Genomic DNA, 23,351 nt, shown 5'->3' with positions numbered 1-23,351 from the left:
AGGCAGAGGATAAAATCTGCCTTAGTGATATATATTTACGTCAAATTACCTATATGAAACGTTCTATCCAATTACACAATCACCCTTTTAAATTTTTACTTTATTTAGAGTGGATATTATTAGCGATCGCTACTATAACGGCTGTGATGCCAAATCCCGCACCACCACCGCGATTTGCTGCTAGGTTTCCCGAACCCACACCAGAAAGTTTAATTATTTCTACTGGTTGTTTAATTATTTTTGGTTTAATGGGTTTAAGATTACCTACTGGTAGTCAAATCATGAAAGTTATCTATACTGCTGCGGAAATAGTTTTAATTTTAATTACTGGTTTTATTGGCGGCAGAATTTCGCGTTTATTTCCTTTTATATATATTATTTTAGTAACTCGCAGTTGCTTAATTTTTAATTTGCCAGGACGTTTGGTAGTCACGGCTATTTCGTTTATTTTATTTTTGCTGACACTCAAACGGCGCTTACATAATTTTCCTCTCTCACCGCAAGCTTTAGAACGCTTTCAATATTTTACTTTGAGTTTATCTTTATTATTTGGTTTAAGTTTAATTTTCGTTTTACTATTGATGAATACGGTATTATCTGAACGTCAAAGTCGGGAAGAATTGGCGCTGGCAAATGAAAAGCTGCGTCAATATGCTGTGAGGATTGAAAATCAAGCAACTTTAGAAGAACGTAACCGAATTGCAAGAGAAATTCATGATTCTTTAGGACATTCACTAACTGCTTTAAATTTGCAATTGGAAACTGCTTTAAAACTTTCCCAATCTAACCCTAGTAAAGCTCACAGTTTTTTGGTAAGAGCAAAAGAATTAGGTTCTAAAGCTTTACAAGATGTGCGACAGTCTGTGTCTACTATGCGTTCTCATCCTTTGCAAGAGAAATCTTTAGAACAGGCGATTCCTGGATTATTAGACGATTTTCAACATGCAAATGGATTTTCACCAATTTGCGTCATTAATTTAGAAACTTCTCTTTCTAATGAACTGAAAACTACGATTTACCGCATTCTTCAAGAATCGTTGACGAATATTTCTAAGTATGCAAAAGCAACAGAAGTTAGGATAGAAATTGAAGAAAGTCCAAGAAATTTACGTTTAAGCGTTCAGGATAATGGTGTAGGCTTTGATTTTCGGCAAAATACTACTGGTTTTGGCTTGCAGAGTATGCGCGATCGCACTTTAGCTGTGGGTGGTGTATTTAATATTATTAGTAATCCCGGACAGGGATGTAAAATTATAGTAGATATCCCCCATATTAGGTTAAGTAGATGATTAAAGTATTACTTGTAGATGACCAAAGTTTAATTCGTCAAGGATTAAAAGCATTATTAGAACTAGAAGCAGATTTAGAAATAGTTGGAGAAGCAGAAAATGGACAAATGGCAGTTAATTTAATTGAAAAATTACAGCCAGATGTAGTATTAATGGATATGAGAATGCCAATTATGGATGGTGTTGCAGCTACGCGAGAGATTCACAAGCGGTTTAGTAATATCAAAATTTTAGTATTAACTACTTTTGACGATGATGAATATGTGAAAGCTGCGTTAAAAAATGGCGCGATGGGTTATTTATTGAAAGATACCCCTTCCGAAGAATTAGCTGAAGCTATTCGTGCTGTAGATAAAGGTTATACTCAACTAGGGCCGGGAATCGTCCAAAAATTGTTAACTCAGTTTCCCAGTTTAGAAGCAACTCAATCACCACCTATACCGCCGAGTTTGGCAGAATTAACTCCGCGAGAGAAAGAGGTTTTACGGTTAATTGCGCAAGGTGCGAGTAACCGCGAAATTGCTAAACAACTTTACATTTCTGAGGGGACGGTGAAGAATCATGTTACAAATATGTTGAATAGGCTAAATTTACGCGATCGCACTCAAGCAGCAATTTTTGCTAATACATATTTATCTTATTTAAATGAGTCTGATTAATTTTTTATTTCACGCAGAGACGCAGAGGCGCAGAGAGTTAGAGTAGAAAGGAAATTTATTTAAATAATTCCATACATTCGTTTCTTAAAATACCTTTAGTTACTTTGATATTTTTAAACGACTTAGATATAACTTCTTCACAAGAAATATCAATTTGTGATTGATTCACAGAAATCAAATCTTGAATTGAAGCACCATAGATAATTTCTGATATACCACTCCAAACGCAAGCTGTGGCGCACATCGGACAAGGTTCGCCAGTAGTATAGATGGTATAACCTGTTAAATCAGGCTTTTTAATTTTAGCTGTTAAACTACGAATAACATTGATTTCTGCGTGAGCCGATGGATCGTTATCTCGTCTTACAGTATTATGACCTACGGCGACGATTTCGTTATCTTTGACAATAACTGCACCATAAGGAGAATCACCTTTTTTGGCTTCTATTAGTGCTAGATGCATAAAATCTTCAGGTTGCATATAAGTGTGGGGGGTGTGAAATATCCTAGTTAAGAATACCGTATTTTCAATGTTATGCTACGCAAGTTGGAAAAATAGCTAATTGTTAAATATGTTACTTAGTCGAGAAAAAACTGAATTTTACTTAACAGATATAGAGACACCAATCGGGCAAATAATTAATTTAACTATTGCGGGATTGGTACTATTATCATCAGGAATTTTTGTGGCAGAAACTTATAATATTCCTGATAATATTCGGTTTCAGTTAAATATTGTCGATACTGCTATTTTTATAATTTTTGTCGTTGAATATGTTTTGCGGCTGTGGAGTGCGGAAAATAAGGTTAAGTATTTTTTGAGTTTATACTCGATCATTGATTTAATAGCGATTTTACCTTTCTTTTTGGGAGCAGTGGATCTGAGCTTTATTCGCTTGCTGCGGTGGTTCAGAATTTTAAGGTTGATTAGGTTTATTGATCGAAGGTTTTTCTTTGGTAGTATCAGTACTGAAGATGGGGTAATATTTGCCCGGATATTATTTACTTTATTTGCGATTATATTTGTATATTCTGGGTTAATTTATCAAGTTGAACATCCGGTTAATCCCCAAGGGTTTGCAACTTTTTTAGATGCCTTATATTTCTCAATCGTGACAATGACAACTGTAGGCTTTGGTGATGTCACACCGGCTTCAGAATTAGGGCGTTGGCTAACAGTATTGATGATTTTGACAGGGATTGCATTAATTCCTTGGCAAGTTGGGGATTTAATTAAGCGATTGGTAAAAACTGCTAATCAGGTAGAAACTATTTGCACGAATTGTGGTTTAGCTTTTCACGATGCAGATGCAAGGTTTTGTAAAAGTTGTGGGGCTAAATTACCGATTGTCAATAGTCAATAGTCAATGGTCAATGGTCAACAGTCAACAGTATCTTAGAATGTTTCCGTAAAGGTTGGGAATGGGATTGTAGAAATATATCAGCGTGAATAAACATAGGGCTTTTGTTGCCAGCCCAGAAGTTGATTGATGCCAATCGGGAGTAAACTTTATGGATGCCTTGCTACATAATCCTATAGCAGATATGTACGGGCCGGATTTTCTACTGTTGTATGGCAGTGTTATTATCTTGATCACAATCGTCTGTGGATGGTTTGTACAAGATCCCACAAAAAATCAATCTTTACCATTAATTCCCAGTCAACCAGATCCCTACGAAATTGCTTACTTACGTTCGGGTGCGGTAGAAGTTGTAAAAGTAGCGATTTTGAGTTTAATTCAAAGGGATTATTTACAAGTTTCCGAACAATTAATTATCCGTACAGCAAATGATAATCTATCTGAGCTACAGCCGATAGAACGTGAGGTTCTTGCTAGTTTCTCCGCTACATCTGGAACTAAATCTGTAGAGTTAATCGCTGAGAAAGTGCAACCATACTGCCAAATCTACGAGGAGCAGTTAGACAATGAGCAATTACTATATGCTCAACAATGGCAAGCAGCAAATATTCAAGTTGGCTTGATTGCAGCGACAATAATTTTGAGTTTAGGGGCGTATAAACTCTTCATCGCTTTAGGAAAAGGACGGCATAATGTAGGGTTTCTGATTGTGATGGCTGTTCTGTCAATTATGTTTATTATATGGTTTGCGAGTAGGCGATCGCGTTTAAGTATTCGCGGTGAAGCCTATCTCAAACAACTGCAACAAACCTTTGCTGAATCGAAAACCAAGCTAAAATTTAGTTTCCCTTCTGTATTTGACTATAACTTGGTCGTTGCACTATTTGGTGTGGAAGCACTGGCTGGTACTACCTACGATTCATATTACAAAATCTTCTTTCCCACAAGATTCTCTAGTAGCGGTAGCAGACAAAGCAACTCTAACGGTAGTTCCTGTAGCAGTAGCAGCTGTGGTAGTTCTTGCAGTAGTGGTAGTTCCTGTAGTAGCGGGAGTTCCTGCGGTAGTTCCTGCGGTGGCGGTTGTGGTGGTTGTGGTGGTGGTTGCGGAGGTTAGCAAGATTTAAAGTCTAAAAATTAGGACTTACGCACAAAACCTCTCAAACTCTTAATACTCTGTGAACTCTGTGTTCTCTGCGGTTTATTTTTCCGTTATCTTTGCGTAAGTCCTAAAAATATGTCCTTGAATTTGGGAAAAAGCCACAGCGACTATTAATATAAAAGCATTCTGCTTTTTAACGGTGATGGTATTAATTATCTCAAGCTAGAAAATATGTATATTCAACTTAAACCCGAACACGAGCAATTTATTCAAGCGCAAATGGCAACTGGTAGATATGAAAATGCGGACGATGTGATTGCCAAAGCTCTAAAACTACTAGAGGAATGGGAAAAAGGCTATCAAGAATGGGAAGAAGAAACCCGTCAAAAAATAGCGATTGGACTTGCTCAAATCGAACGTGGAGAAGTGGTTGATGGTGAAGTAGTAATGGCGCGATTAACTGAGAAAATACGAAAAGCGCGTGAGAATCAAGGGTAATGCGATACGTTATAGCCAAAGAAGCAACTCAAGATTTAGAGGAGATTTTAGACTATTTTTTAAGCCGAAATATTGATGCAGGGGAACGATTTGCACAAGAATTCAACAAAAGATGTCAGTACTTAACACAATTTCCAAATATAGGCAGAAGTTACGCTGCTTTTGATCCAAACCTCAGAGGAATACCTATAGATGGCTACATTATATTTTACCGTGTATTTGAAGATAGTATTGTGATTGTGCGCGTGATTAACGGTTACCGCGATTTAAAATCTATATTTACAGATATAGATGATGAGTAAATAAAACGATTCAGTCTTCAACCGGACATGATGTTATCTCAGCTTCCAACTTTAGGCGCGGGGTTAGGTTTTCGCCAACCATTTAAAAGCGATTTGTTTCTTAACCGCCTGCAAGTAGATTTTCTGGAAATTGTTGCTGAACATTATCTAGATTCACCTTGGCACAAACAGCAGGAATTAGAATTGCTGGCGGCGCATTTCCCGATAATTCCCCATGCTATTAATTTATCATTGGGTAGTGCTGAAGGTTTGGATGTAGATTATTTGCGGAAACTAGCAGCACTAGTGAAACAGCTTAACCCGCCTTGGTGGAGCGAACATATTTGTTTTACTAAAGCTGGTGGGGTAGATATCGGACATTTATCACCCCTACCTTACACCAAAGAAGCAGTGGAAGTTGTCTGTCGGAATATAGCTGAAGTGCGGCGTTGGATTGATGTGCCGTTTATTGTGGAAAATATCACTTATATGGTGACGTTTCCCGGTGCGGAGATGACAGAAGCTCAGTTTTTAGGGGAAATAGTAGAACGCGCTGATTGTGGCTTGCTGTTAGATGTGACAAACCTACATACTAATGCTGTCAATCATGGTTATAACGTGGATGATTTTCTCAATCAATTACCTTTAGAACGGATAGTTCAGTTGCATTTTGTTGGCGGACATTGGCATGATGGTGTATTGATTGACAGTCATTCTCAGTCTACCCCGATGGAAGTTTGGCAATTGATGGATAAAGTTGTTGCTCAGGTTCCGGTAAAAGGGATTGTGTTGGAAAGAGATGAAAATTTGCCATTATTTAGCGAATTAGTGGGAGAACTACAACAAGCTAGAGAAATCGGTAGGAGTCATCAGCGATGGGTTTAGCACAAACACAGCAAGTTTTAGCCCAACTTTATACTAATTCACAATTGAGACAGCGTTTTTTTGCTAATCCGCAAAGTGTGGGTGCAGAGTTGGGATTAACTGAACCACAGATACAGGAATTAGCTGCAATTTCTAGCCAACAGGTAAATATGTTTGCTAATTCTCTCAAATGGAAGCGGTTGGGAGAGGTGCGCGAACTATTACCAGGTACAGCAAAAGTTCTCGGTAAAAATTTCAATGATTTATTTTGGCGATATGCGGAAACTTATATACCCCAGGGTATCAAGAAACATCGCCTAGATGCGATCGCATTTGCTAATTTCATCCAAACCCAGAAGATTGAGCCGGTTTGGGTAAGGGATTTGCTGCGTTATGAAAAAGCTTGGCTATTAGCTTATGATTCCCCGCGCTGTTTGCGGGTGTGCTGGTTTCTTTACCCTGTTGACAAGCTGGGAACTACAGAAAAGATATCTCGCCAATTAACTTTAGCAGTTTGGTGGCGGTTAAACGAGCGATCGCGCTTACATCATACTTTGCGCTGGTGGCCGATTCCTTAATCTTTTATTTCCTCTCTCTGTGGTTAAACATTAGAATAAATATCTTTTTGTCTCACGCAAAGACGCAAAGACGCAAAGAAGAAGCTAAGAATAAGAACTTTTGCAAGAAGTCTATTAATTAGTCGCCAATTCTCCGCGTACCTTTGCGCTTACCTTTACGTTCCTTTGCGTTTAAATTTTATTTATGCAACCCAGCAAAAATCAGGAATAATCTTATTAGATTGAACCGCCTTCGCGCAGCGTCTCGCAGAGAAGACGCCAAGTACGCCAAGAATTAGACTGTGTGCCATCCTCAAGATTTCAATTCGCCATATTTAGGACTCCACCAACCTTTTTGCGTATGAAAAAAAGCCACATCTTTATGCTTTTTATCCTGGCGTGACTGAGGTTGAGAACAGCGCAACATAGTTTTACTTTGTCCATCTTTGATATAACTATATTCCTCTAAAAACTTTTTACATACCGGACAGGAATATGTGGTAATTTTGCTGGGAGGCTTTTCTTCCTTGGTGGTTTTTTCTTGGCTGCGCGGTGCTTCCCAAGCTTTTTTCAATTCGTTCCAAAATAAGACTACATTTTCACAGCCACTCTGACATTTCAAAAAGTATTTCTTTTTAACTTTACTGCTAGGAATTTTGGCGAGACAATTATTACAATCCGGGCAACGAGTTCGAGAAGTTTCAAATTTACGTTCAGCAACAGCAGCCGTTTTGCTTCCATTTCCTGAAGTTACAGCTACAGTTTTAGCTTTGGCTAAGGCTGGTGCAAAATAATTTTGATTCCAACTGGTGAGATATTGCTGCCAAGGTTGTTTTCCTGATGCGATCGCATCTAGGGCATCTTCCATTTTTGCAGTAAATTCTGCCTCTAGTAAATCGGGTAGGGCTTTTTGTAAGAAAACATCAACTTCTAACCCTAATGCTGTTGGCTGAATAATTTCTTTTGTGACTTGGATATAATCTCGCTTTTTCAATGTAGCAATGGTGGGAGAATAGGTACTAGGGCGACCTATGCCTTTACGCTCCATTAATTGCACTAATTTGGGTTCGCTGTAGCGTGGTGGGGGTTGGGTTTGCTTTTTCTCATGACCGGCATCGGCTAAAGTTAGCATTTGTCCCTGTTGTAAGGCTGGTAAAATGGTATCCTTACCCAAATTCGGCCAGTAGCGTGCATAGCCTAAAAATTCGACTACTTGCCCTCTAGCTTGCCAGAAAATTTCTCCAGATTTTATAATAACTTTGGTTTTGCGTAATTGCGCTGGGCGACATTGAGATGCGATCGCTCTTTTCCAAATTAAAACATATAAGTTAAACTCGTCAGCAGGCAATTGCACTCGTAACTCTGCGGAAGGGCGAAAGACATCGGTAGGGCGAATCGCTTCGTGAGCTTCTTGGGCAGTTTTACTGCTACGATGTCTCGTAGTACGCTGGGGGACATTCTGCGGATCGTTTTGTTCTAACCACTGTCGCGCACTTTCGCAAAATTCTGGACTTAACATCACCGAATCTGTGCGCATATAGGTAATTAACCCGGCTTCATAGAGTTTTTGCGCTACCTGCATAGTTTTTTCTGGCGTAAAGCGCAATCGCGAACCCGCAGCTTGTTGCAGAGTAGAAGTGATAAATGCTGGTGGTGGTTGGCGGTTATTGATTTTCCCTTCATATTGCACAACTTGGTGGGGATGGCGTTTTGCTGCTTCCACTAAGCGGTTAGCTTCAGCTTCGGAAAGTACCCGCGTTGATTCTGGTGCTGTTTGATTATTAATCTTGGTATCATCATGTACCTCATTTTCCTGCTGTGTTTCTTGGGTTGCATTCGCCGTTCCCAGATAAAACGCCCGAAATCCCTCTGCATAATCTACCCAGACACTCCAGTAATCTTGAGGTACAAAGGATTGAATCTCGCGTTCTCGCTGACATATTAGGTGTAATGTGGCACTTTGAACTCTGCCCACACTTTTAGCACCATTATTTAACGCCCAAACTAGGGGACTTCCTTTATAACCGACTAATTTATCTAAACAATCTCGACACAAACCCGCACCTACTAAATTTAAGTCAAGTTTGCGCGGATTGGCGATCGCACTGCGCACCGCCGAGGCGGTAATTTCTGTATAAACTACCCGCTTGGCTTCCCTTAAACCTAGCACTTCTTTCAAATGCCAAGCGATGGTTTCCCCTTCTCTATCGGGATCTGTAGCTAATATTACTTCACTGACTTGTTTAGCTACAGTCTTCAATTGCTGAATAGTTTCTTTAGAACGTTGGTCACGGGGGACATAGTTACATTGTACATGACTCCCATCCATACTAAATCCTAGCGCATCTTCACCTTGGTCACTGAGTTCGCGAATATGTCCGCAACTGGCGCGCACAATCCACTCAGCACCGAGAATTTCACTGAGTTTTTTGACTTTACCGGGAGATTCGACTACTAAAAGGCGTTTAGGCATAGCACCCGCTTTTAAGATGCTGTATTAATGATACAACTTTTTATCATATCTTTAGTATTAATGTACTATAATTTTTATATTCTAATTTTATTTAACGCAATGACTATTGACTATTGACTATTGACTATTGACTATTGACTATTGACTATTGACTATTGACAGCCATCACCACTATTTCATTACGCCGAACTCTCAGAAAATACATAACGCATTTCAAACCTGCATTCTTCCCATAGGATAAGTAATGCTTGTTTCGCTGCATTCATTTGCGGTTGTGAATAGCTAATTTTGCCATTTTCAATAATCCAAATAAATATCCGCGTCATTAAATCTGCATTTATACTTTTTTCATATTCCTGATTATTTATTCTCGTTACTTGCTCATCCAAACAATTTATGACATTTTTAAAACTAGAAAATTTTCTATAGAGAGATATCTTACTGTCAACTATACCTGGTGAATTCTGCCAATCAATTTTTTGTAGATTGGCAATCAGATAATCCATGCCATTAATACTAGAGTCGGTATTGCGGACTAAATTTGTAAATGTGCGATAATATAAGCGTAATCTGACAGCAGCAATATTTTCGCGAGATAAATTTAGCCAAGATTGAATATCTCGCAAATAGGGCAATAAATTTTTAATATCATCAATTGCTAAAATTTCAATCCGCTTGGGTTGAGCAGTTTTGATTGCTGTTACTATCTCATTTACAGAAAAGTGCGCCTGCTGGGAATAATAATTAATAACTTGAGGAATATACTTTTCTAATAACCATTTTTGAGTATATTTAGCCGTCCATGTTCCCTGGGTACCTAGATTTTTTTGCCAAGCATTTTCTGCGGCTTTACCTAAAGATTGTAAATGTATCTCATTGATATTATATATAATAGTTATTTTTGTATAAGGTAATAAAGAACAATAGCCGCTAGCCTTGGGTGTAATCAAAGCGCGATCGCGAATTCCTTGACTGAGGCGAATCGAAAAATTATCGTGGTAAAATAAATGCCATTCCGATTTACCTTTGTAGTAAGTAAACTCATGAGCAAACTTATACATTAGCTCCCAAAGCTTTGGATCTACATCACAAATCTTAAAACCGCGAATACCTGCAAATTCTACAAATTCAAATTCCCAAGTTTCTAAGACATTCTCAAACTCGATCATTATTTTTTTGTATTCTCGGCAAATTTCATCAATACATAAACATAAATCTATCGCTTCTAATTCCGATAAAATTATTGTCGTCTCCCCTAAAATAGCCTCAAAAATATTTTTATCTACCTGTCTGAGAAAAGGGCGACATTGCCAATGGGGTTGAGTATTTAGTCCTATCATCAGTTTACTTAAGATATGGCGATGATTGAGACTAATTTTTATGCCTCTAAACAGGATGTTACTAAATTCAATTTCACAATCGCCTGGACTAGATAATTGGGGTAAATTACATTTAATTGCTATTTTCGGTTTCACAACCAGCAATTGATTAGCTTTTTTAGTAATTTCTGGTTGAAAATCAGTTTTACTTAATAAATCTCGCCAATATGTATAACGTCTAAGATGCTTCTCTAACAAATTATGATGTTGAAATGTAAAGAAATTATCGAGATTTTTATTCATCAAGCTAACATGAGGAAAATTTAGCGCTTGATAAAACTCTGCTGATAGTTCTTGATTCCGTAAATCATTTATTGCCATATCAAATAAACAATATGCTGGACGGTAACGCCAGTATTGAAAAACTTTAATTTCATAGCCATTGGTAATTATAAAAAATAAAGTTTTTAGAGCAATACTACCTAAACTAGATGCCACGATAGCCGGAGATAAATTCGTGACATTGGGATGGTAAATGTTAATAATTACTAGGGCGGTGTCTGGATTATTTGGTTCAACAATATCTGGCTGAAAATAAATTGTATTTATTTCTGAATTAGCATTATTCTTTACTAAGACATCTGGATAACCCAGATACTGAAACATCGGTAAGATAAATTTATCTTTTACATCATCGATATTGTGTAAAATCTGATAGTTAAAACCTTGTATCCATTTGCTAAACTGTTTAATTGGCTCAGAAATTGACATGCGATCGCTACTTGTTGGATAAATTAATTTGCAGAGATATTGTTGTCCAATTAGCAATTTATCAACTTAAGGGAGATATTGTAGTGATGTCCAATACTGTAAAAGAGTGTTGAGTCAATCAATTTTAGATTTTGGATTTTAGATTTTAGATTAACTGCACTGATTTTGGGATATAGCTTGGGGATTAATCAATTTTAGATTTTGGATTTTAGATTCAATCCGACAATCCAAAATCCAAATTTTAAAATCTAAAATTAGCACAGTCAAACAAAGCACATTCATCATGGAAGTAAGTTGCAGCTTTTCTTCTCCTTCCTTCACCCCTGTTACCACAGAAGTAAATCAGAGTAATTTGTAAAAGTAATTTACAGAATTGGGAAATATTAGTAGAGATTTATGTATATATACTGAATTAATTACCTAAATCAAAGTATTCTATCTCCAGTAAATTGCCGAATAAACTAGAAAACCATGACAAATCTAGCGAATTCTCTAAGAGACTCCAAAACCCCGGATGATGTCCGAATTTATCCCCAACCATCCAAACCCGTTACAGATCCCACCTTGGGCATTTCTGTTAATATTACAAAAACCGGAACCCCAAAAAATCGCTTAGTAACCATAGGAGATTCCATCACCCAAGGTTTTCAAAGTGGCGCTATATTCAATACGCAACTTTCATATCCAGCAATTATTGCTAAAGAATTGGGTTGGCGCGAAATCCGCTATCCTAGTTATAAAAGCCCTACAGATGGATTGCCATTAAATTTAGAACGTCTAGCCAATGATTTAGAGAAAAAATTTGGTTCTAATATTAACCCCTTAGAGTATGTTAATGCCGCCTTATTTATTCGCCAACATCTAGATATTAACGAAAACTATTGGGAACGAGGAGAAGGTTCAAAGTTTCCCACTCAACAAGGGATAAACCATAACCTCGCAGTTTATGGCTGGGATTTGCGAAATACAATATCGCGGAATGCAGATATTTGTCTTAATATTATAAAAAAGCATCCTCCCACTGATGATTTTCTCCGCTTAATGGTAGAAAATCATAATGAACGGGCAGCGATTCGGGTATTAAATTCCGCAAGGGATAAAAATGGTGTCGCACTTTCCCCAGTTCAAGCAGCAGCAGCATTAGGTGAAGAAGGTACACCAGATACAGAAGGAATTGAAACCCTAATTGTCATTGTCGGTGCAAATAACGCCTTAGGCAGTATACTCACCTTTAACGTAGCCTGGAGCGATACTGACTATGCGGATATGGAAGTTAACGATAAATATACAGTTTGGCGTCCAATCCACTTTAAAGCCGAACTTGATGAATTAGTAGCTGAAGTAAAAAAAATCCGCGCCCGTCATGTAATTTTTGGCACAGTTCCCCATATTACAATTGTACCCTTTGCCCGTGGTGTGGATAGCAAAGTTAAACCAGGTTCGCGATACTTCCCCTACTATACTTTACCCTGGATACAGGATAAAGATTTTGACCCCAAAAAACACCCAAATCTGACACAACAAGAAGCCAGGGCAATTGATAGTGCCATTGACCAATATAACGAATATATAATTGATGCAGTACGTCAGGCACGTACTGAAGGTAGAGATTGGTATTTATTTGAAATGGCGGGATTATTAGATAGATTAGCATCCCGGCGTTATTTACAAGACCCCACAGCTAAACCAAATTGGTGGGATGAAGTAGGCGGTGCTTACCCATTACCGCCGGAAATACAAGCGCTGAAGCCTGTACCTGATTCTCGATTTCTGCTAGCTGGGCCGAATGGGCGCACCCAAGGCGGGTTATTCTCTTTAGATGGGATTCATCCCACAACTCTTGGCTATGGGATTATTGCCCAAGAATTGATTAAAATTATGCAATTGGCTGGGGTGAAGTTTTATCAACAAGATGGTAAAACTGAACGTCAAGGTGAGATTAAGGTAAATTTTGACAGCTTAATTAAGTTAGATTCGTTAGTTTCTCGCCCACCGAAAAATTTACTCAGTCTCAAAGAGATTATTGGTGGATTAGACAAGAATTTTAATATTTTGAGTAATCTGCTCAATAGTAATTATTAATTGGGCATGGGGCATGGGGCATTGGGCATTGGGCACTTGTACTGAGCGCAGTCGAAGTATGGGGCATTGAGGTGTCTGGAAATTTGCTGTTTCTCTGCGTCTCTGTGTACTCTGCGGTTTAAAAATAATTGATTTACAGCAGATTTCACCTATTTGAGCCACATCTATCGTAGGGGCACGGCACCGATAATCTTTTGGTACATACAATAATTTTACTGATGCCGTGCCCCTACAGCGTGGTCTATTTACAGGAAGGTGCTGTAACCGCAGAGGCGCTTTTTCGTCTTTCTCAATTACAAGAAGCCAAAATCAACTTCAGGGTTCCTTGAATCAACTTCAGGGTTCACGTTTCCGTGTTTCGCGTAGTCTGAATCAACTTCAGGGTTCCTTGAATCAACTTCAGGGTTCCTTGAATCAACTTCAGGGTTCACGTTTGCGTGTTTTACTTAGTCTCAAACTCATAGTTAGATTTTTCCATTTCCGTAGTGCGAGCATCTTGCTCGCTGGTGTTCAAAAGCGAGCGAGACGCTCGCACTACAAATTTATTGGGTATTTAAAAAATTGGATATTCCTTGTAGGGTGTTTTGTCTCACGGAGTAAACGCACCAAAGCCGAGAATACAATGCTACCCATATAGGAATCCGATTTGATTTCTGAAAAAATATATGTATTTGTAGGGTGTGTTATCGCGTAGCGTAACGCACCAAAGCCTTCGGACGGTGCGTTAGCCTCCGGCATAACGCACCCTACGTATATTTCAAAAATCAAATATGAGTCCTATAGTTAGATTTTTCCATAATCACATAGGATGCCGATAAATTCAGCTAAATTACGGAAATTTTGATGATTTTACAAAAAATACACAATTTTACGTATGACGAATTTTGCAATCATTGTCCACTATAGATTTAGGAAAAATTTAGCAATAGGGTGCAAATTATGGCAAGAATGAAACGTAGTTCACGGATTCTCAGCAACGCTGAAAAACGTTTAGCTAGTATTGAATCTATTAATTCTAGCCTAGATGTAGGCGAAGGGTTAACAGTTCAAGGGTATAATGACAAAATTGAAACCCTGCGACAATCTCTGAAAGTATATAATCGCGCCCTCTCGACTATCGATAATTTATTAACCCAAATCCTTGAAAACGAACAAGATTTAGCAGAGTATTCTGAAAAGTTTTTGCGTGGAATTGCTTATAAGTTTGGTAACAATAGCCATGAGTATCAGATGGCTGGAGGAACTCGTAAGAGCGATCGCAAACGTCCTGGGCGTCAAAGTAAGGATACACCTACGCCTACCACGGAAGAATAGGGAGAATTTCACAACTAATTCGTAATTGCGAAAATCGCTTTACAAATTGGTAAAAAATGCCATCAATGGGTTAGATCCCCCTAAATCCCCCTTAAAAAGGGGGACTTTGATTCTTTTCCCCCCTTTTGTAAGGGGGGTTAGGGGGGATCAAAACGTTATCGGGCTAGGTTATAAGACTTGTGTATACACCATAGCCTGAAAAACAGAGACTTTAATTTTTTATTTTACAGGTTTTCAAGTAGTTTAAGAGGTTGTTTAAAAAGTCCTTTCGTTGGGAGCAATACCTTTTCGATCCCCCTAAATCCCCCTTTTTAAGGGGGACTTTGATTCTTTTCCCCCCTTTTTTAAGGGGGGTTAGGGGGGATCGAAATGTTATGGGGCTAAATCATAAGACTTGTGTATACACCATAGCCTGAAAAACAGAGACTTTGATTCTTTTCTTCCCTTTTTTAAGCTACGGTGTACACACCTCTCTGTGCTAAGTGCAAAATATAGCTAGATCCCCCTAAATCCCCCTTAAAAAGGGGGACTTTGACTCTTTTTCCCCCCTTTTGTAAGGGGGGGTTAGGGGGGATCGATTAATACCTAAAATCACAGCCAATTTCTTTTCAAACAACCTCTAAAGGGATAAACGCTAGAAACTATGAAAAACAATCTTAAAAGTAGCGATTTCCATTTACCTTATAACCCAAACCTTGTAGAAAGAGCAAAAGAACTTCGCAAAAATATGACCCCAGCAGAAAAAAAGCTGTGGTATGAGTATTTAAAAAATTTTAAATTTCGGGTTTTAAGGCAACGGCCCATTAATCATTTTATAGTTGATTTCTATTGTCCTAGTTTACAACTAGTGATTGAAATTGATGGGGATAGCCATTTTACAGATGAAGCTCAAGACTATGACATAGAGAGAACAAGAATTCTAGAAGGCTATGGGTTAAATATTATTAGATTTACAAATAGTCAAGTTTTAAATCAGTTTGATAGTGTGTGTGAGCAGATACAGGGTTTAATTACCTCTAAACTTTAAATCTTAATTTAAGAAGAAATTTTTTTAAAGTCTGCCTTTGTCAGGCTACGGTGTATATACAAGTCTGATAACCTAGCTCGACAACGTTTTGATCCCCCCTAACCCCCCTTAAAAAAGGGGGGAAAAGAATCAAACCGCATTTTTCACTTAGCACAAATATGTATGTACACCATAGCTATAAAATAGAGGGAAAAGACTCTCAAAGTCCCCCTTTTTAAGGGGGATTTAGGGGGATCTAGATATGTGCAACTTCACATTAAATTTGTATTAACACAGTTTGATTATTTGGATTTTGCACAAGATTTCTCGCTACACGATTGAGAAAACTTAAGTAATCATCAATTTCTTCGTAGCCATCTAATTCTTGTTCTTCTTGTGAATTGAGTGAAGAATTTTGCTGTTTAGCTAGTAAAGCTGCAATGCGATTTTGGATAATACTAGATGCTCTAAATATAGGTATTCCCTCTTGCAACTCAATGCTGATTGCCCCTTCTAAAGGTAAGGTAGCAGGTAAATTATGAAGCGTTGGCAGCAATGGAGTTGTCATAGTAATTCTATGAAATCTTGTAAGCGATCATAGCGTATATCTTTTTCACCGCCGAAACCAACCGCGAACCCAACGCCGCAACCGACGCAACCAGCCCCAAAACCCACGCCGAGAAACTACAGGCGCTTGTGGTTGCGAAAGACGCTCGATTGCATCATTGCAATCTTGCACATTGGCATCAAGTCCCATTGTCTGATATAGTTCACGCGCATTGCGATAAGCACCCAGCGCGTCTGATTCTCGGTTGACGTTTTCCAAAGATAAACCTAAATTAAACCAGGCGTTTGCTTCGCCTCGAATATCGCCAATTTCCCGTGTGATATCCAATGACTGCTGGAAGAACTCAATCGCCCGTTGGTACTGTCCCAGGGAGTTGTAAGCATTGCCCAAATTGTTTAAGGAATTACCTTCGCCATTGCGATCGCCTATCTCTCTAGCTATGTCCAAAGACTGCTGATAGAAATCAATCGCCCATTGGTACTGTCCCAAGTGGTTGTAAGCTTTCCCCAAATTATTTAAAGAAATACCTTCGTCATTGCGATCGCCTATCTCTCTAGCTATGTCCAAAGACTGTTGGAGAAAATCAATTGCCCGTTGATACTGTCCCAGGTGGTTATAAGTATTACCCAAATTGTTTAAGGAACTACCTTCGCCGTTGCGATCGCCTCTTTCTCTAGCGATCTTCAAAGACTGCTGATAGAAATCAATTGCTTGTTGATACTGTCCCAGTTGGTTGTAAGCATTACCCAAATTACATAAGCAAATACCTTCGCCATTGCGAGCGCCTATCTCTCTATATATTTCCAAAGACTGTTGGAAGAACTTAATTGCCTGTTGATACTGTCCCAAGGAATTATAAACATTGCCCAAACCCGTTAAGTAATTACCTTCACCATAGCGATCGCCTATTTTGCTGGCTATCGCCAAAGACTGCTGATAGAAATCAATAGCCTGTTGGTAATGTCCCAGAGAGTTGTAAGTATTGCCCAAATTGCCTAAGCAAATACCTTCACCATCGCGATCGCCTATTTGACGTTTGATTTTCAAAGACTTCTGGAGGACTTCAATCGCCCGTGGGTACTGTCCCAGAGAGTTATAAGCATAGCCCAAATTGACCAAGGCAATACCTTCTCCATAGCGATCACCCATTTCCCCTTTGATTTCCAAATACTTCTGGAGAAAATTAATAGCCTGTTGGTACTGCCCAAGGGAGTTGTAAGCAATGCCTAAACCGTTTAAAGAATCACTTTCTCCATTGCGATCACCTATCTCCCTAGATATTTCCAAACACGGCTGGTAGAACTCAATCGCTTTTTGGTAATCTCCCAGATAGTAGTAAGCATTGCCCAAAAAGATGAGAGAAGTTCGATATTCAAAATTTTCTCTATCGCCAATTTCTTCCCATTTACTTATCAATTGCCCATATAATTCTACTTGCTCTACATAATGACCCCGCAAGCTCAAAAAATCATCGCAAACCCGAAGCGCATCAAAGGCAGAGTTATAATCTTGCAACTGATAAAAGTGATGAAAAATTTCCAAGTATTCTTGTACATCATCTTTTGTTGTCCAAGGCGGTTGTTTAGCAATTGAGCGATAATAATCAATGGCTTGTTGATGCGCCTCTATTTGATCGCCAGCCTTATATCGCACATACTCCAACACCACAGGCTGAAACTCAAACCGCCGCTTACCATTCAGCTTTTCTACCAACAAAGAACGCTTAACAATATTCCTTAATTCTCCCTCAATCTCTGCTGCTGAATTTCCTGGCAACACCGCCACAGCCGCAGCACTATCAACCGCACCACGATAAACACTAATATTCAGCAATAAAGCTTTTTGTATCTCATTCAACCTTTCAAAACTGGCATCTAATACCAACACCATCCCCACATTTTCCCGACGATGCACACCTACCACTTGAGTATCTGTCAACAACTGCCGCAAATTCCCTAATCCTAAATCTGCTAATCTTTTTAAATCTGGGTCTTGGGGATATTCTTCTTTTAATAAATCACCTACCAATCGCAACAGCAAGGGATGTCCATCTACCAATTCAACAAACGCGGCTAAATCTCCCCGAATCCCTAATTCAGTTAACAGTGCTACCCCTTCATCTACTAGCAAACCTTTCAAAGGTAGCCACTCAAAGCCTTTTAATTCTGGTCTTTCTCTGGTGGTAACTATTACCTTACTATTACCGCCAGATTCCACCCAAGCGTTGAAAAATTCGCCGTAGAATAGACTTCCCCATTGTCTATTAGATTGTAATAAACTCTCCAGGTTGTCAATAATTAGTAAAAATTCACCACTGCGTAAACACCTCACCAACGCTTCTACTAACTTTGCTTCTTCTTCTGGAACCGGAAAGCCAAATTCACTGAGTACTTGACGGGCTAAATCGCTAAAACTTGCCCCATTACTCACATCACCCCAAAATCGCTTGGGAAAACCTGCAATTTCTTCATAAATTTTCGCCGCCAGCATCGATTTACCCGCGCCACCGATGCCTTCTATGCCAATTAAAAAGGTATTGTTATCAGTTAACCATTGCTGTATTTGGGCAATTTCGGTTTTTCGTCCTTGCCAATAAGCCAAACTTTTCTGTGGGTTCCCTGCTTTGAGAACCCCAGGCGATTCTGCTTTAGGAATTTGTTGGAATCGCTCTAGTATTGGTTCTATTCGCTCAACAATAATCTTAACTTCTGCGGCATTTATCTGTCCTACTTGAGTCACTTTGCTGTCACCGGAAGCAGTGACATTCATTTCAATGTTGTTTGGGTTACTGGGCTGAGAGTTTTCTGCCATTACTGATAGCAGGTAAAAATTTTGCTGGATGTTGTAATCGCCGTCACCCTAGAAGGGTGCGGCTAATCATACAAAGCCTGCCTCCGCAGGCTGTCTTTAGCCCACGAATGTGGGCTTTGTAGCGTTAGCCCCAGGCTTCCAGCCTGCGGGCGGTATATCGGGTAAGTGAGAGAATGGTATACATTGGTATTGATGGGTCAAGCCGACGATAATCAATTAAAAGTTATCCTATCTGCTCTTTCAATATTCCCAACTTGATTGACTTTACTCTGGCCGTAAGCATTATTATTCATAGTAATATTGCCAGATGGTTTGTCAGTCGCTGGTTGCCAAATCTTAGCGATTTCCTCAGCCAGTGCTGTATCTGCATCCAAAATCTTCTTGATTTGCACTCGCAAGCTAGCTTGTAAATCCTCATCATCTGGCTTTTGCGCTACATCCGCCGCCGCTTCTTTGGCTGCTTCCTTCGCCTCTACCTTGGGTTGTAACTTAGCCCAAATAGCTTTTGCTTTATTCCACCCATCTGCACCAACAGCCTGAGCAGCGCCTTCTGCTACTTTACCACCCACATTCAACAAAAATGGCAGACAAGGCGCGAGAAACTTGACAATTAAAGCAATATCCATACATTTACGCGGTTTAACCACTGTTATTTATACAATGGTATGTTAGCGTATTCCCAAAAAGACAGGGCATTAACTCAACAAGTCAATCGCCATCGTCTTGTATTGATTGATCAATTCGGAATTCAAAAATATGGTGTGCGCACCTACTCGATGATGGACGCGAATATTACAGCTATTTTCAGGTAAATAAACCACGCTGTAGGCGCACGGCACCGACAATCTTTTGGTACATACAATAATTTTACTGGTGCCGTGCCCCTACGACAGGTGTGGTTCTTTGATATTCTGTCCAAAATCTGCAATCAGTGGGTGCAGAATTACGTTCAAGTGGATAAATCTGAGTGGTAAAGCGTAGGCGAAGCGCAATAAAAAACTCCACTTTTGGATCTCAGGTGGAGTTTTTTGCAACTTACGGCATAAATGATTGTAAAAAAGCTAACTATTAAATTTAATAACTGCTACGACCAGTAACTAAACCCCATAAGAAAATAGCAATTATTGCACCAATCACAGCAATAATTAAGCTAGGAATACTCAGAGTTCCCGCAGCGTATGCTGCTCCACCCCTACCTAAAAGAGAAACTAAACTACCTCCAATTAAAGCACCAACAATTCCTAAAACCATTGTGGCGAGAATCCCACCACCCTGACGACCAGGGTAAATAGCTTTAGCTATAGCTCCGGCAATAATTCCCAGAACGATCCAAGCAAGCAGGTTCATAATTGTGTTTTAAAGGCTTAGATTCTTATTTTTATTTATTTTCAATGATATTGACTTCTACCATAAGAAATAGCTATAAAAATTTAATATTTTTTGCTTACCATATAAACCAATTGAGTGAGCATTGCCTCGCGTTTAATTGTCACAAGATGTAAATCAAAGTTAAGTTTTTTGGCTATTTAAAACTTAGTTGGTGGGATGATTTTTGTCTCACGCAGAGGAGGCAGCGCGTTGCGGGGGTTCCCCCCGTTGTAGCGACTGCCGTTGCGCAGAGGCGCAGAGATTAGCCAGTGCGTTGGGCGGCTCTGCCGACTCCCTCACTGGCGTGCAGAGAGTAAGAGTTTACTCGCTAATTCTAATTGGTTTACAACCAAGTTGCTGCAAAACTTCCTCGTCTATTTCTCTCGCTTCACCTGATGCAGTATTTTGAAATAACACGGTAAATGCACCAGCACCTAACCTATCTTGAGGGAATAGTCGGTAACAAGGTATATTTGTAAGGTGTGATTGATACGCTTGTAAATGACTAATAGTTAATGCTTGAAACTGGGGAAAGCGTTCTAAAAACCATTGACAAACTTCTTCATTTTCTTCAGGCGAATAAGTACAAGTCATATAAGCCAGATAGCCTTGAGGTGCAACAAGTTGGGCTGAATTTGCAATGATGCGTTTTTGGCGATTGGCACATTTATTAATATTGGTCGGGTGAAAACATCCGGGTGCAGTTTCACCTTTGGCTAGTAAAGATTGTCCTGTACAAGGAGCATCTACTAAGACTAAGTTTGCTGATAAAGGGATAGCTTCTGCAAAAATACTCGAATCTCTATTTGCTACTAAACTGGGGTGAATTTGGCAACGTTTTAAATTAGAAATTAGCATTCCTAAACGCTTACCAATTACTTCATTGCTAATAAGTAAATCTGGCTGCAAAGCTTTCCAGGCAAAGATACTCTTTCCCCCTGGCGCAGCGCACATATCAAAAATTAACCCCCCAGATGGCTTAATTCCTAATAAGCTAGTGGCTGCAAATACAGAAGAAAAATCTAGACAGTAAAAATCGCCTTGTTCATGTAGCGGATGTTTACCAGGTTTTTCTCCTAATTGTAAACGGTCTACAAATTGCGGTTGCCAATTTGTCGGGGGATCTACTGTAAAAGGAGAAATTTCGGGTTTTGGTTGACACCAAAGAATGCAAGGTGAAAAAGGTTGGGGATTAATTAACGCCTGAATAAACTTTTCTTGAATATCAAGGTTTGCAAACAAACGGCGCGAGAGTTTAAGTAAGAGATTTGAAGGTTTTTCCATTGAGAAATGAAACTGTTATAGAAGAACAATGCCATGCCTGGGTTTGGCTGCATACTGAGAAAATAATGACCGCCATTTTCATCATCGCCAAAAGTGCGGACTGCATAAGCTTCCAGTTCAAACCTGGAAGCTGTTGCCTTTAGAAATGCACTCAAGCGCGTTAAACTAACCACTTCACTGGAGATGGTCATGTTCTCAGATAATTTTCAGCGAAAAATACGCCGAGAAGCACAACTATGGCGAGACGAAGGCATAATTAGTGCTTCCCAGTACCAACAGTTAGCAGACCGTTATCAATTTAACAATCTAGAAGCTGCGGCGCGCGATCGCTCGCGGATGATTGCGATCGCGATCGGTGGTATCCTCTTAATATTAGGTGCAATCATCTTTATTGCTGCTAGCTGGCAAGAATGGTCACGGGATGTCAAGTTTATCTTAATGATAAGTTTGTTTTTCTCCGTTACCATCATTGGTTTCTACACCTGGCGCGAACCCGCACTCAAAAAAGCTGAAGGTAAAAAACCCGAAAAAAGCAAACGCCTTTTAGGAGAAGCATTACTGATATTAGGCGCTTTCATCTTAGGCGTGACTATTTTGTTAATGGCGCAAGCCTTTAATATTTCTGGTTCTGCTTCCGAATGGCTGCTTGCTTGGGGTTTTGGTGTATTGGTAATGGCTTATAGCCTCTCCTTAAATTCCTTGGGTATATTAGCCATTGTTCTCATCCAAATTGGCTATTGGACTGGACTCGGAGACTGGTGGTATACCCCTAATGAATGGAGTTGGGCGCGGTTAATCGTTCGTCACATGCCTTTGGTATCATGGTTGCTATTCATCCCTTTAGCTTACATCTGTCGCTCTCGCTGGATTTTTGGATTAGCAATTTTAGCCTTTGCTAGTTCTTTGCAATTCAACCTCAACCCTTTGCAAATATTAACCTATTCGGATATTGCACCTTGGGTAGCTTCCTTTGCTTTCGCGCTTCCCCCAGCTTTACTGTGGAGTTACGATGACCTATTATTTCCCACAGTTAATTATAGGTTATTTCAACCCCTAGCCAGAACATTAGCCTTCTTCTGCTTTGGCTTTGCCTTTTATATGTTGTCCTTCCGTTGGCAATGGCAATTTCCCGATTACGGTTATTCTCCACCAACCACTAACAGCAACATCTTGAGAACTCTGCCGATTATTGATGTGGGAATTCTGAGCGGTTTAGCTGTTTTACAATGGTTATTTTTGCTGCGTCAACGCAACAATCCCGCACGCCGAGAAATGGTGTTTACTCTAGTTTTAATCGGCACATTTATTGGCTTAATCTTATTAATACCTTTTTGGCATCAAGGTATTACAAGAATTCCTGCTTTAGGAATTTTTGCCTTTAACGTTCTCCTCGCCACCTTAGCTTGGGGACTAATTCAAGAAGGATTGAAATTAAACGATAGACGCAGTTTTTGGGGAGGTATGCTATTGTTAACTTTACAGGTTCTCAGCCGGGTGTGGGAGTACAATTCAGACTTACCATTGAAGTCTCTGGTGTTTGTGATGTGCGGTTCTGCACTCATTAGCGCTGGACTTTGGTTTGAACGCCGTTTATCGGAATCAAAAAGTAAAAAAAGCAATAGTAATTCGTAATTCGTAATACTTCGACCTTGCTCAGTACAAGTGGGTAATTCGTAATTACGAAGTTTAGTTACTCATAAATATCTCTGCGTATTTCTATATTTAATATTTAGTCAGTACGCCGGAA

The 23,351-nt window shown here is 39.3% G+C and carries 20 protein-coding genes; 12 read left to right on the top strand and 8 right to left on the bottom strand.

What is annotated here, in order from left to right:
- Positions 1–53 precede the first annotated feature (53 nt).
- On the top strand, positions 54–1,289 hold the full coding sequence (locus AACW45_RS15965; RefSeq protein ID WP_190633517.1) for a sensor histidine kinase: 1,236 nt from the start codon (positions 54–56) through the stop codon (positions 1,287–1,289).
- Positions 1,286–1,948 carry a response regulator gene (locus tag AACW45_RS15960; RefSeq protein ID WP_190633516.1) on the top strand — a complete coding sequence of 221 codons (663 nt, stop codon included), beginning with the start codon at positions 1,286–1,288 and terminating at the stop codon, positions 1,946–1,948. The genes AACW45_RS15965 and AACW45_RS15960 overlap by 4 nt, the downstream gene beginning before the upstream one ends.
- A 55-nt stretch (positions 1,949–2,003) precedes the next feature.
- On the opposite strand, the gene AACW45_RS15955 is transcribed toward AACW45_RS15960, so the two are convergent.
- A complete protein-coding gene (locus tag AACW45_RS15955) occupies positions 2,004–2,429 on the bottom strand; it encodes a nucleoside deaminase (protein WP_190633515.1) in 426 nt (141 codons plus the stop codon).
- A 91-nt stretch (positions 2,430–2,520) separates the two neighbouring features.
- Between AACW45_RS15955 and AACW45_RS15950 the strand changes: the two genes are divergently transcribed.
- The 6 genes from AACW45_RS15950 to AACW45_RS15925 all read left to right on the top strand — a co-directional run bounded on the left by AACW45_RS15950 (position 2,521) and on the right by AACW45_RS15925 (position 6,629).
- Positions 2,521–3,312 carry an ion transporter gene (locus AACW45_RS15950; RefSeq protein ID WP_190633514.1) on the top strand — a complete coding sequence of 264 codons (792 nt, stop codon included), beginning with the start codon at positions 2,521–2,523 and terminating at the stop codon, positions 3,310–3,312.
- 148 nt (positions 3,313–3,460) lie between these two features.
- Positions 3,461–4,423, top strand: a complete 963-nt coding sequence (locus tag AACW45_RS15945) for a TIGR04222 domain-containing membrane protein (RefSeq protein ID WP_190633513.1) — start codon at positions 3,461–3,463, stop codon at positions 4,421–4,423.
- A 216-nt stretch (positions 4,424–4,639) separates the two neighbouring features.
- Positions 4,640–4,906 (top strand): ribbon-helix-helix domain-containing protein, encoded by a 267-nt coding sequence (locus tag AACW45_RS15940; protein WP_096647666.1) that lies wholly within the window; start codon positions 4,640–4,642, stop codon positions 4,904–4,906.
- Positions 4,906–5,208, top strand: a complete 303-nt coding sequence (locus AACW45_RS15935) for a type II toxin-antitoxin system RelE/ParE family toxin (RefSeq protein WP_190633512.1) — start codon at positions 4,906–4,908, stop codon at positions 5,206–5,208. Before AACW45_RS15940 ends, AACW45_RS15935 begins: the two co-directional genes overlap by 1 nt.
- A gap of 27 nt (positions 5,209–5,235) precedes the next feature.
- Positions 5,236–6,072 carry a DUF692 domain-containing protein gene (locus tag AACW45_RS15930; protein WP_242045676.1) on the top strand — a complete coding sequence of 279 codons (837 nt, stop codon included), beginning with the start codon at positions 5,236–5,238 and terminating at the stop codon, positions 6,070–6,072.
- Positions 6,063–6,629 (top strand): hypothetical protein, encoded by a 567-nt coding sequence (locus AACW45_RS15925; RefSeq protein ID WP_190633511.1) that lies wholly within the window; start codon positions 6,063–6,065, stop codon positions 6,627–6,629. Before AACW45_RS15930 ends, AACW45_RS15925 begins: the two co-directional genes overlap by 10 nt.
- Positions 6,630–6,921: 292 nt before the next feature.
- On the opposite strand, the gene topA is transcribed toward AACW45_RS15925, so the two are convergent.
- The gene (gene topA / locus AACW45_RS15920; protein WP_190633510.1) at positions 6,922–9,081 is read right to left on the bottom strand and encodes a type I DNA topoisomerase; all 2,160 of its coding nucleotides are present in this window, start codon (positions 9,079–9,081) and stop codon (positions 6,922–6,924) included.
- 179 nt (positions 9,082–9,260) lie between these two features.
- Positions 9,261–11,171: a hypothetical protein gene (locus AACW45_RS15915; RefSeq protein WP_190633563.1), complete on the bottom strand. Its 1,911-nt coding sequence runs from the start codon at positions 11,169–11,171 to the stop codon at positions 9,261–9,263.
- A gap of 471 nt (positions 11,172–11,642) precedes the next feature.
- On the opposite strand from AACW45_RS15915, the gene AACW45_RS15910 reads away from it, so the two are divergent.
- The 3 genes from AACW45_RS15910 to AACW45_RS15900 all read left to right on the top strand — a co-directional run bounded on the left by AACW45_RS15910 (position 11,643) and on the right by AACW45_RS15900 (position 15,594).
- Positions 11,643–13,253 (top strand): hypothetical protein, encoded by a 1,611-nt coding sequence (locus AACW45_RS15910; protein ID WP_190633509.1) that lies wholly within the window; start codon positions 11,643–11,645, stop codon positions 13,251–13,253.
- A gap of 939 nt (positions 13,254–14,192) precedes the next feature.
- Positions 14,193–14,567 (top strand): hypothetical protein, encoded by a 375-nt coding sequence (locus AACW45_RS15905; RefSeq protein ID WP_190633508.1) that lies wholly within the window; start codon positions 14,193–14,195, stop codon positions 14,565–14,567.
- Between the two features lie 643 nt (positions 14,568–15,210).
- On the top strand, positions 15,211–15,594 hold the full coding sequence (locus AACW45_RS15900; protein ID WP_190633507.1) for an endonuclease domain-containing protein: 384 nt from the start codon (positions 15,211–15,213) through the stop codon (positions 15,592–15,594).
- 256 nt (positions 15,595–15,850) lie between these two features.
- Here AACW45_RS15900 and AACW45_RS15895 read toward each other — a convergent pair whose 3' ends face one another.
- The 5 genes from AACW45_RS15895 to AACW45_RS15875 all read right to left on the bottom strand — a co-directional run bounded on the left by AACW45_RS15895 (position 15,851) and on the right by AACW45_RS15875 (position 21,604).
- Entirely contained in the window at positions 15,851–16,141 is a 291-nt protein-coding gene (locus AACW45_RS15895) for a hypothetical protein (protein WP_190633506.1), read from the bottom strand.
- A 45-nt stretch (positions 16,142–16,186) separates the two neighbouring features.
- The gene (locus tag AACW45_RS15890) at positions 16,187–18,952 is read right to left on the bottom strand and encodes a tetratricopeptide repeat protein (RefSeq protein ID WP_242045674.1); all 2,766 of its coding nucleotides are present in this window, start codon (positions 18,950–18,952) and stop codon (positions 16,187–16,189) included.
- Between the two features lie 212 nt (positions 18,953–19,164).
- Positions 19,165–19,599, bottom strand: a complete 435-nt coding sequence (locus tag AACW45_RS15885) for a hypothetical protein (RefSeq protein WP_313933781.1) — start codon at positions 19,597–19,599, stop codon at positions 19,165–19,167.
- A gap of 427 nt (positions 19,600–20,026) precedes the next feature.
- The gene (locus AACW45_RS15880) at positions 20,027–20,299 is read right to left on the bottom strand and encodes a GlsB/YeaQ/YmgE family stress response membrane protein (RefSeq protein WP_190541888.1); all 273 of its coding nucleotides are present in this window, start codon (positions 20,297–20,299) and stop codon (positions 20,027–20,029) included.
- 342 nt (positions 20,300–20,641) lie between these two features.
- Complete coding sequence (locus tag AACW45_RS15875) at positions 20,642–21,604, bottom strand: RsmB/NOP family class I SAM-dependent RNA methyltransferase (protein ID WP_190633505.1); 963 nt, start codon at positions 21,602–21,604, stop codon at positions 20,642–20,644.
- Positions 21,605–21,793: 189 nt separating this feature from the next.
- Here AACW45_RS15875 and AACW45_RS15870 point away from each other — a divergent pair, with 189 nt between their 5' ends.
- Complete coding sequence (locus AACW45_RS15870; protein WP_190633504.1) at positions 21,794–23,236, top strand: DUF2157 domain-containing protein; 1,443 nt, start codon at positions 21,794–21,796, stop codon at positions 23,234–23,236.
- The last annotated feature ends 115 nt before the right edge of the window (positions 23,237–23,351 follow it).

Source organism: Calothrix sp. FACHB-168 (assembly GCF_963889195.1).
Classification (GTDB): Bacteria; Cyanobacteriota; Cyanobacteriia; order Cyanobacteriales; family Nostocaceae; genus Aulosira; species Aulosira anomala_A.
This window is presented reverse-complemented; position numbering and strand designations above follow the sequence as displayed.

Coding starts and splice junctions, on each gene's coding strand:
- AACW45_RS15965 (WP_190633517.1), top strand. CDS start 54: ATGAAACGTTCTATCCAATTACACAATCACCCTTTTAAATTTTTACTT.
- AACW45_RS15960 (WP_190633516.1), top strand. CDS start 1,286: ATGATTAAAGTATTACTTGTAGATGACCAAAGTTTAATTCGTCAAGGA.
- AACW45_RS15955 (WP_190633515.1), bottom strand. CDS start 2,429: ATGCAACCTGAAGATTTTATGCATCTAGCACTAATAGAAGCCAAAAAA.
- AACW45_RS15950 (WP_190633514.1), top strand. CDS start 2,521: ATGTTACTTAGTCGAGAAAAAACTGAATTTTACTTAACAGATATAGAG.
- AACW45_RS15945 (WP_190633513.1), top strand. CDS start 3,461: ATGGATGCCTTGCTACATAATCCTATAGCAGATATGTACGGGCCGGAT.
- AACW45_RS15940 (WP_096647666.1), top strand. CDS start 4,640: ATGTATATTCAACTTAAACCCGAACACGAGCAATTTATTCAAGCGCAA.
- AACW45_RS15935 (WP_190633512.1), top strand. CDS start 4,906: ATGCGATACGTTATAGCCAAAGAAGCAACTCAAGATTTAGAGGAGATT.
- AACW45_RS15930 (WP_242045676.1), top strand. CDS start 5,236: ATGATGTTATCTCAGCTTCCAACTTTAGGCGCGGGGTTAGGTTTTCGC.
- AACW45_RS15925 (WP_190633511.1), top strand. CDS start 6,063: ATGGGTTTAGCACAAACACAGCAAGTTTTAGCCCAACTTTATACTAAT.
- topA (WP_190633510.1), bottom strand. CDS start 9,081: ATGCCTAAACGCCTTTTAGTAGTCGAATCTCCCGGTAAAGTCAAAAAA.
- AACW45_RS15915 (WP_190633563.1), bottom strand. CDS start 11,171: ATGTCAATTTCTGAGCCAATTAAACAGTTTAGCAAATGGATACAAGGT.
- AACW45_RS15910 (WP_190633509.1), top strand. CDS start 11,643: ATGACAAATCTAGCGAATTCTCTAAGAGACTCCAAAACCCCGGATGAT.
- AACW45_RS15905 (WP_190633508.1), top strand. CDS start 14,193: ATGGCAAGAATGAAACGTAGTTCACGGATTCTCAGCAACGCTGAAAAA.
- AACW45_RS15900 (WP_190633507.1), top strand. CDS start 15,211: ATGAAAAACAATCTTAAAAGTAGCGATTTCCATTTACCTTATAACCCA.
- AACW45_RS15895 (WP_190633506.1), bottom strand. CDS start 16,141: ATGACAACTCCATTGCTGCCAACGCTTCATAATTTACCTGCTACCTTA.
- AACW45_RS15890 (WP_242045674.1), bottom strand. CDS start 18,952: ATGGCAGAAAACTCTCAGCCCAGTAACCCAAACAACATTGAAATGAAT.
- AACW45_RS15880 (WP_190541888.1), bottom strand. CDS start 20,299: ATGAACCTGCTTGCTTGGATCGTTCTGGGAATTATTGCCGGAGCTATA.
- AACW45_RS15875 (WP_190633505.1), bottom strand. CDS start 21,604: ATGGAAAAACCTTCAAATCTCTTACTTAAACTCTCGCGCCGTTTGTTT.
- AACW45_RS15870 (WP_190633504.1), top strand. CDS start 21,794: ATGTTCTCAGATAATTTTCAGCGAAAAATACGCCGAGAAGCACAACTA.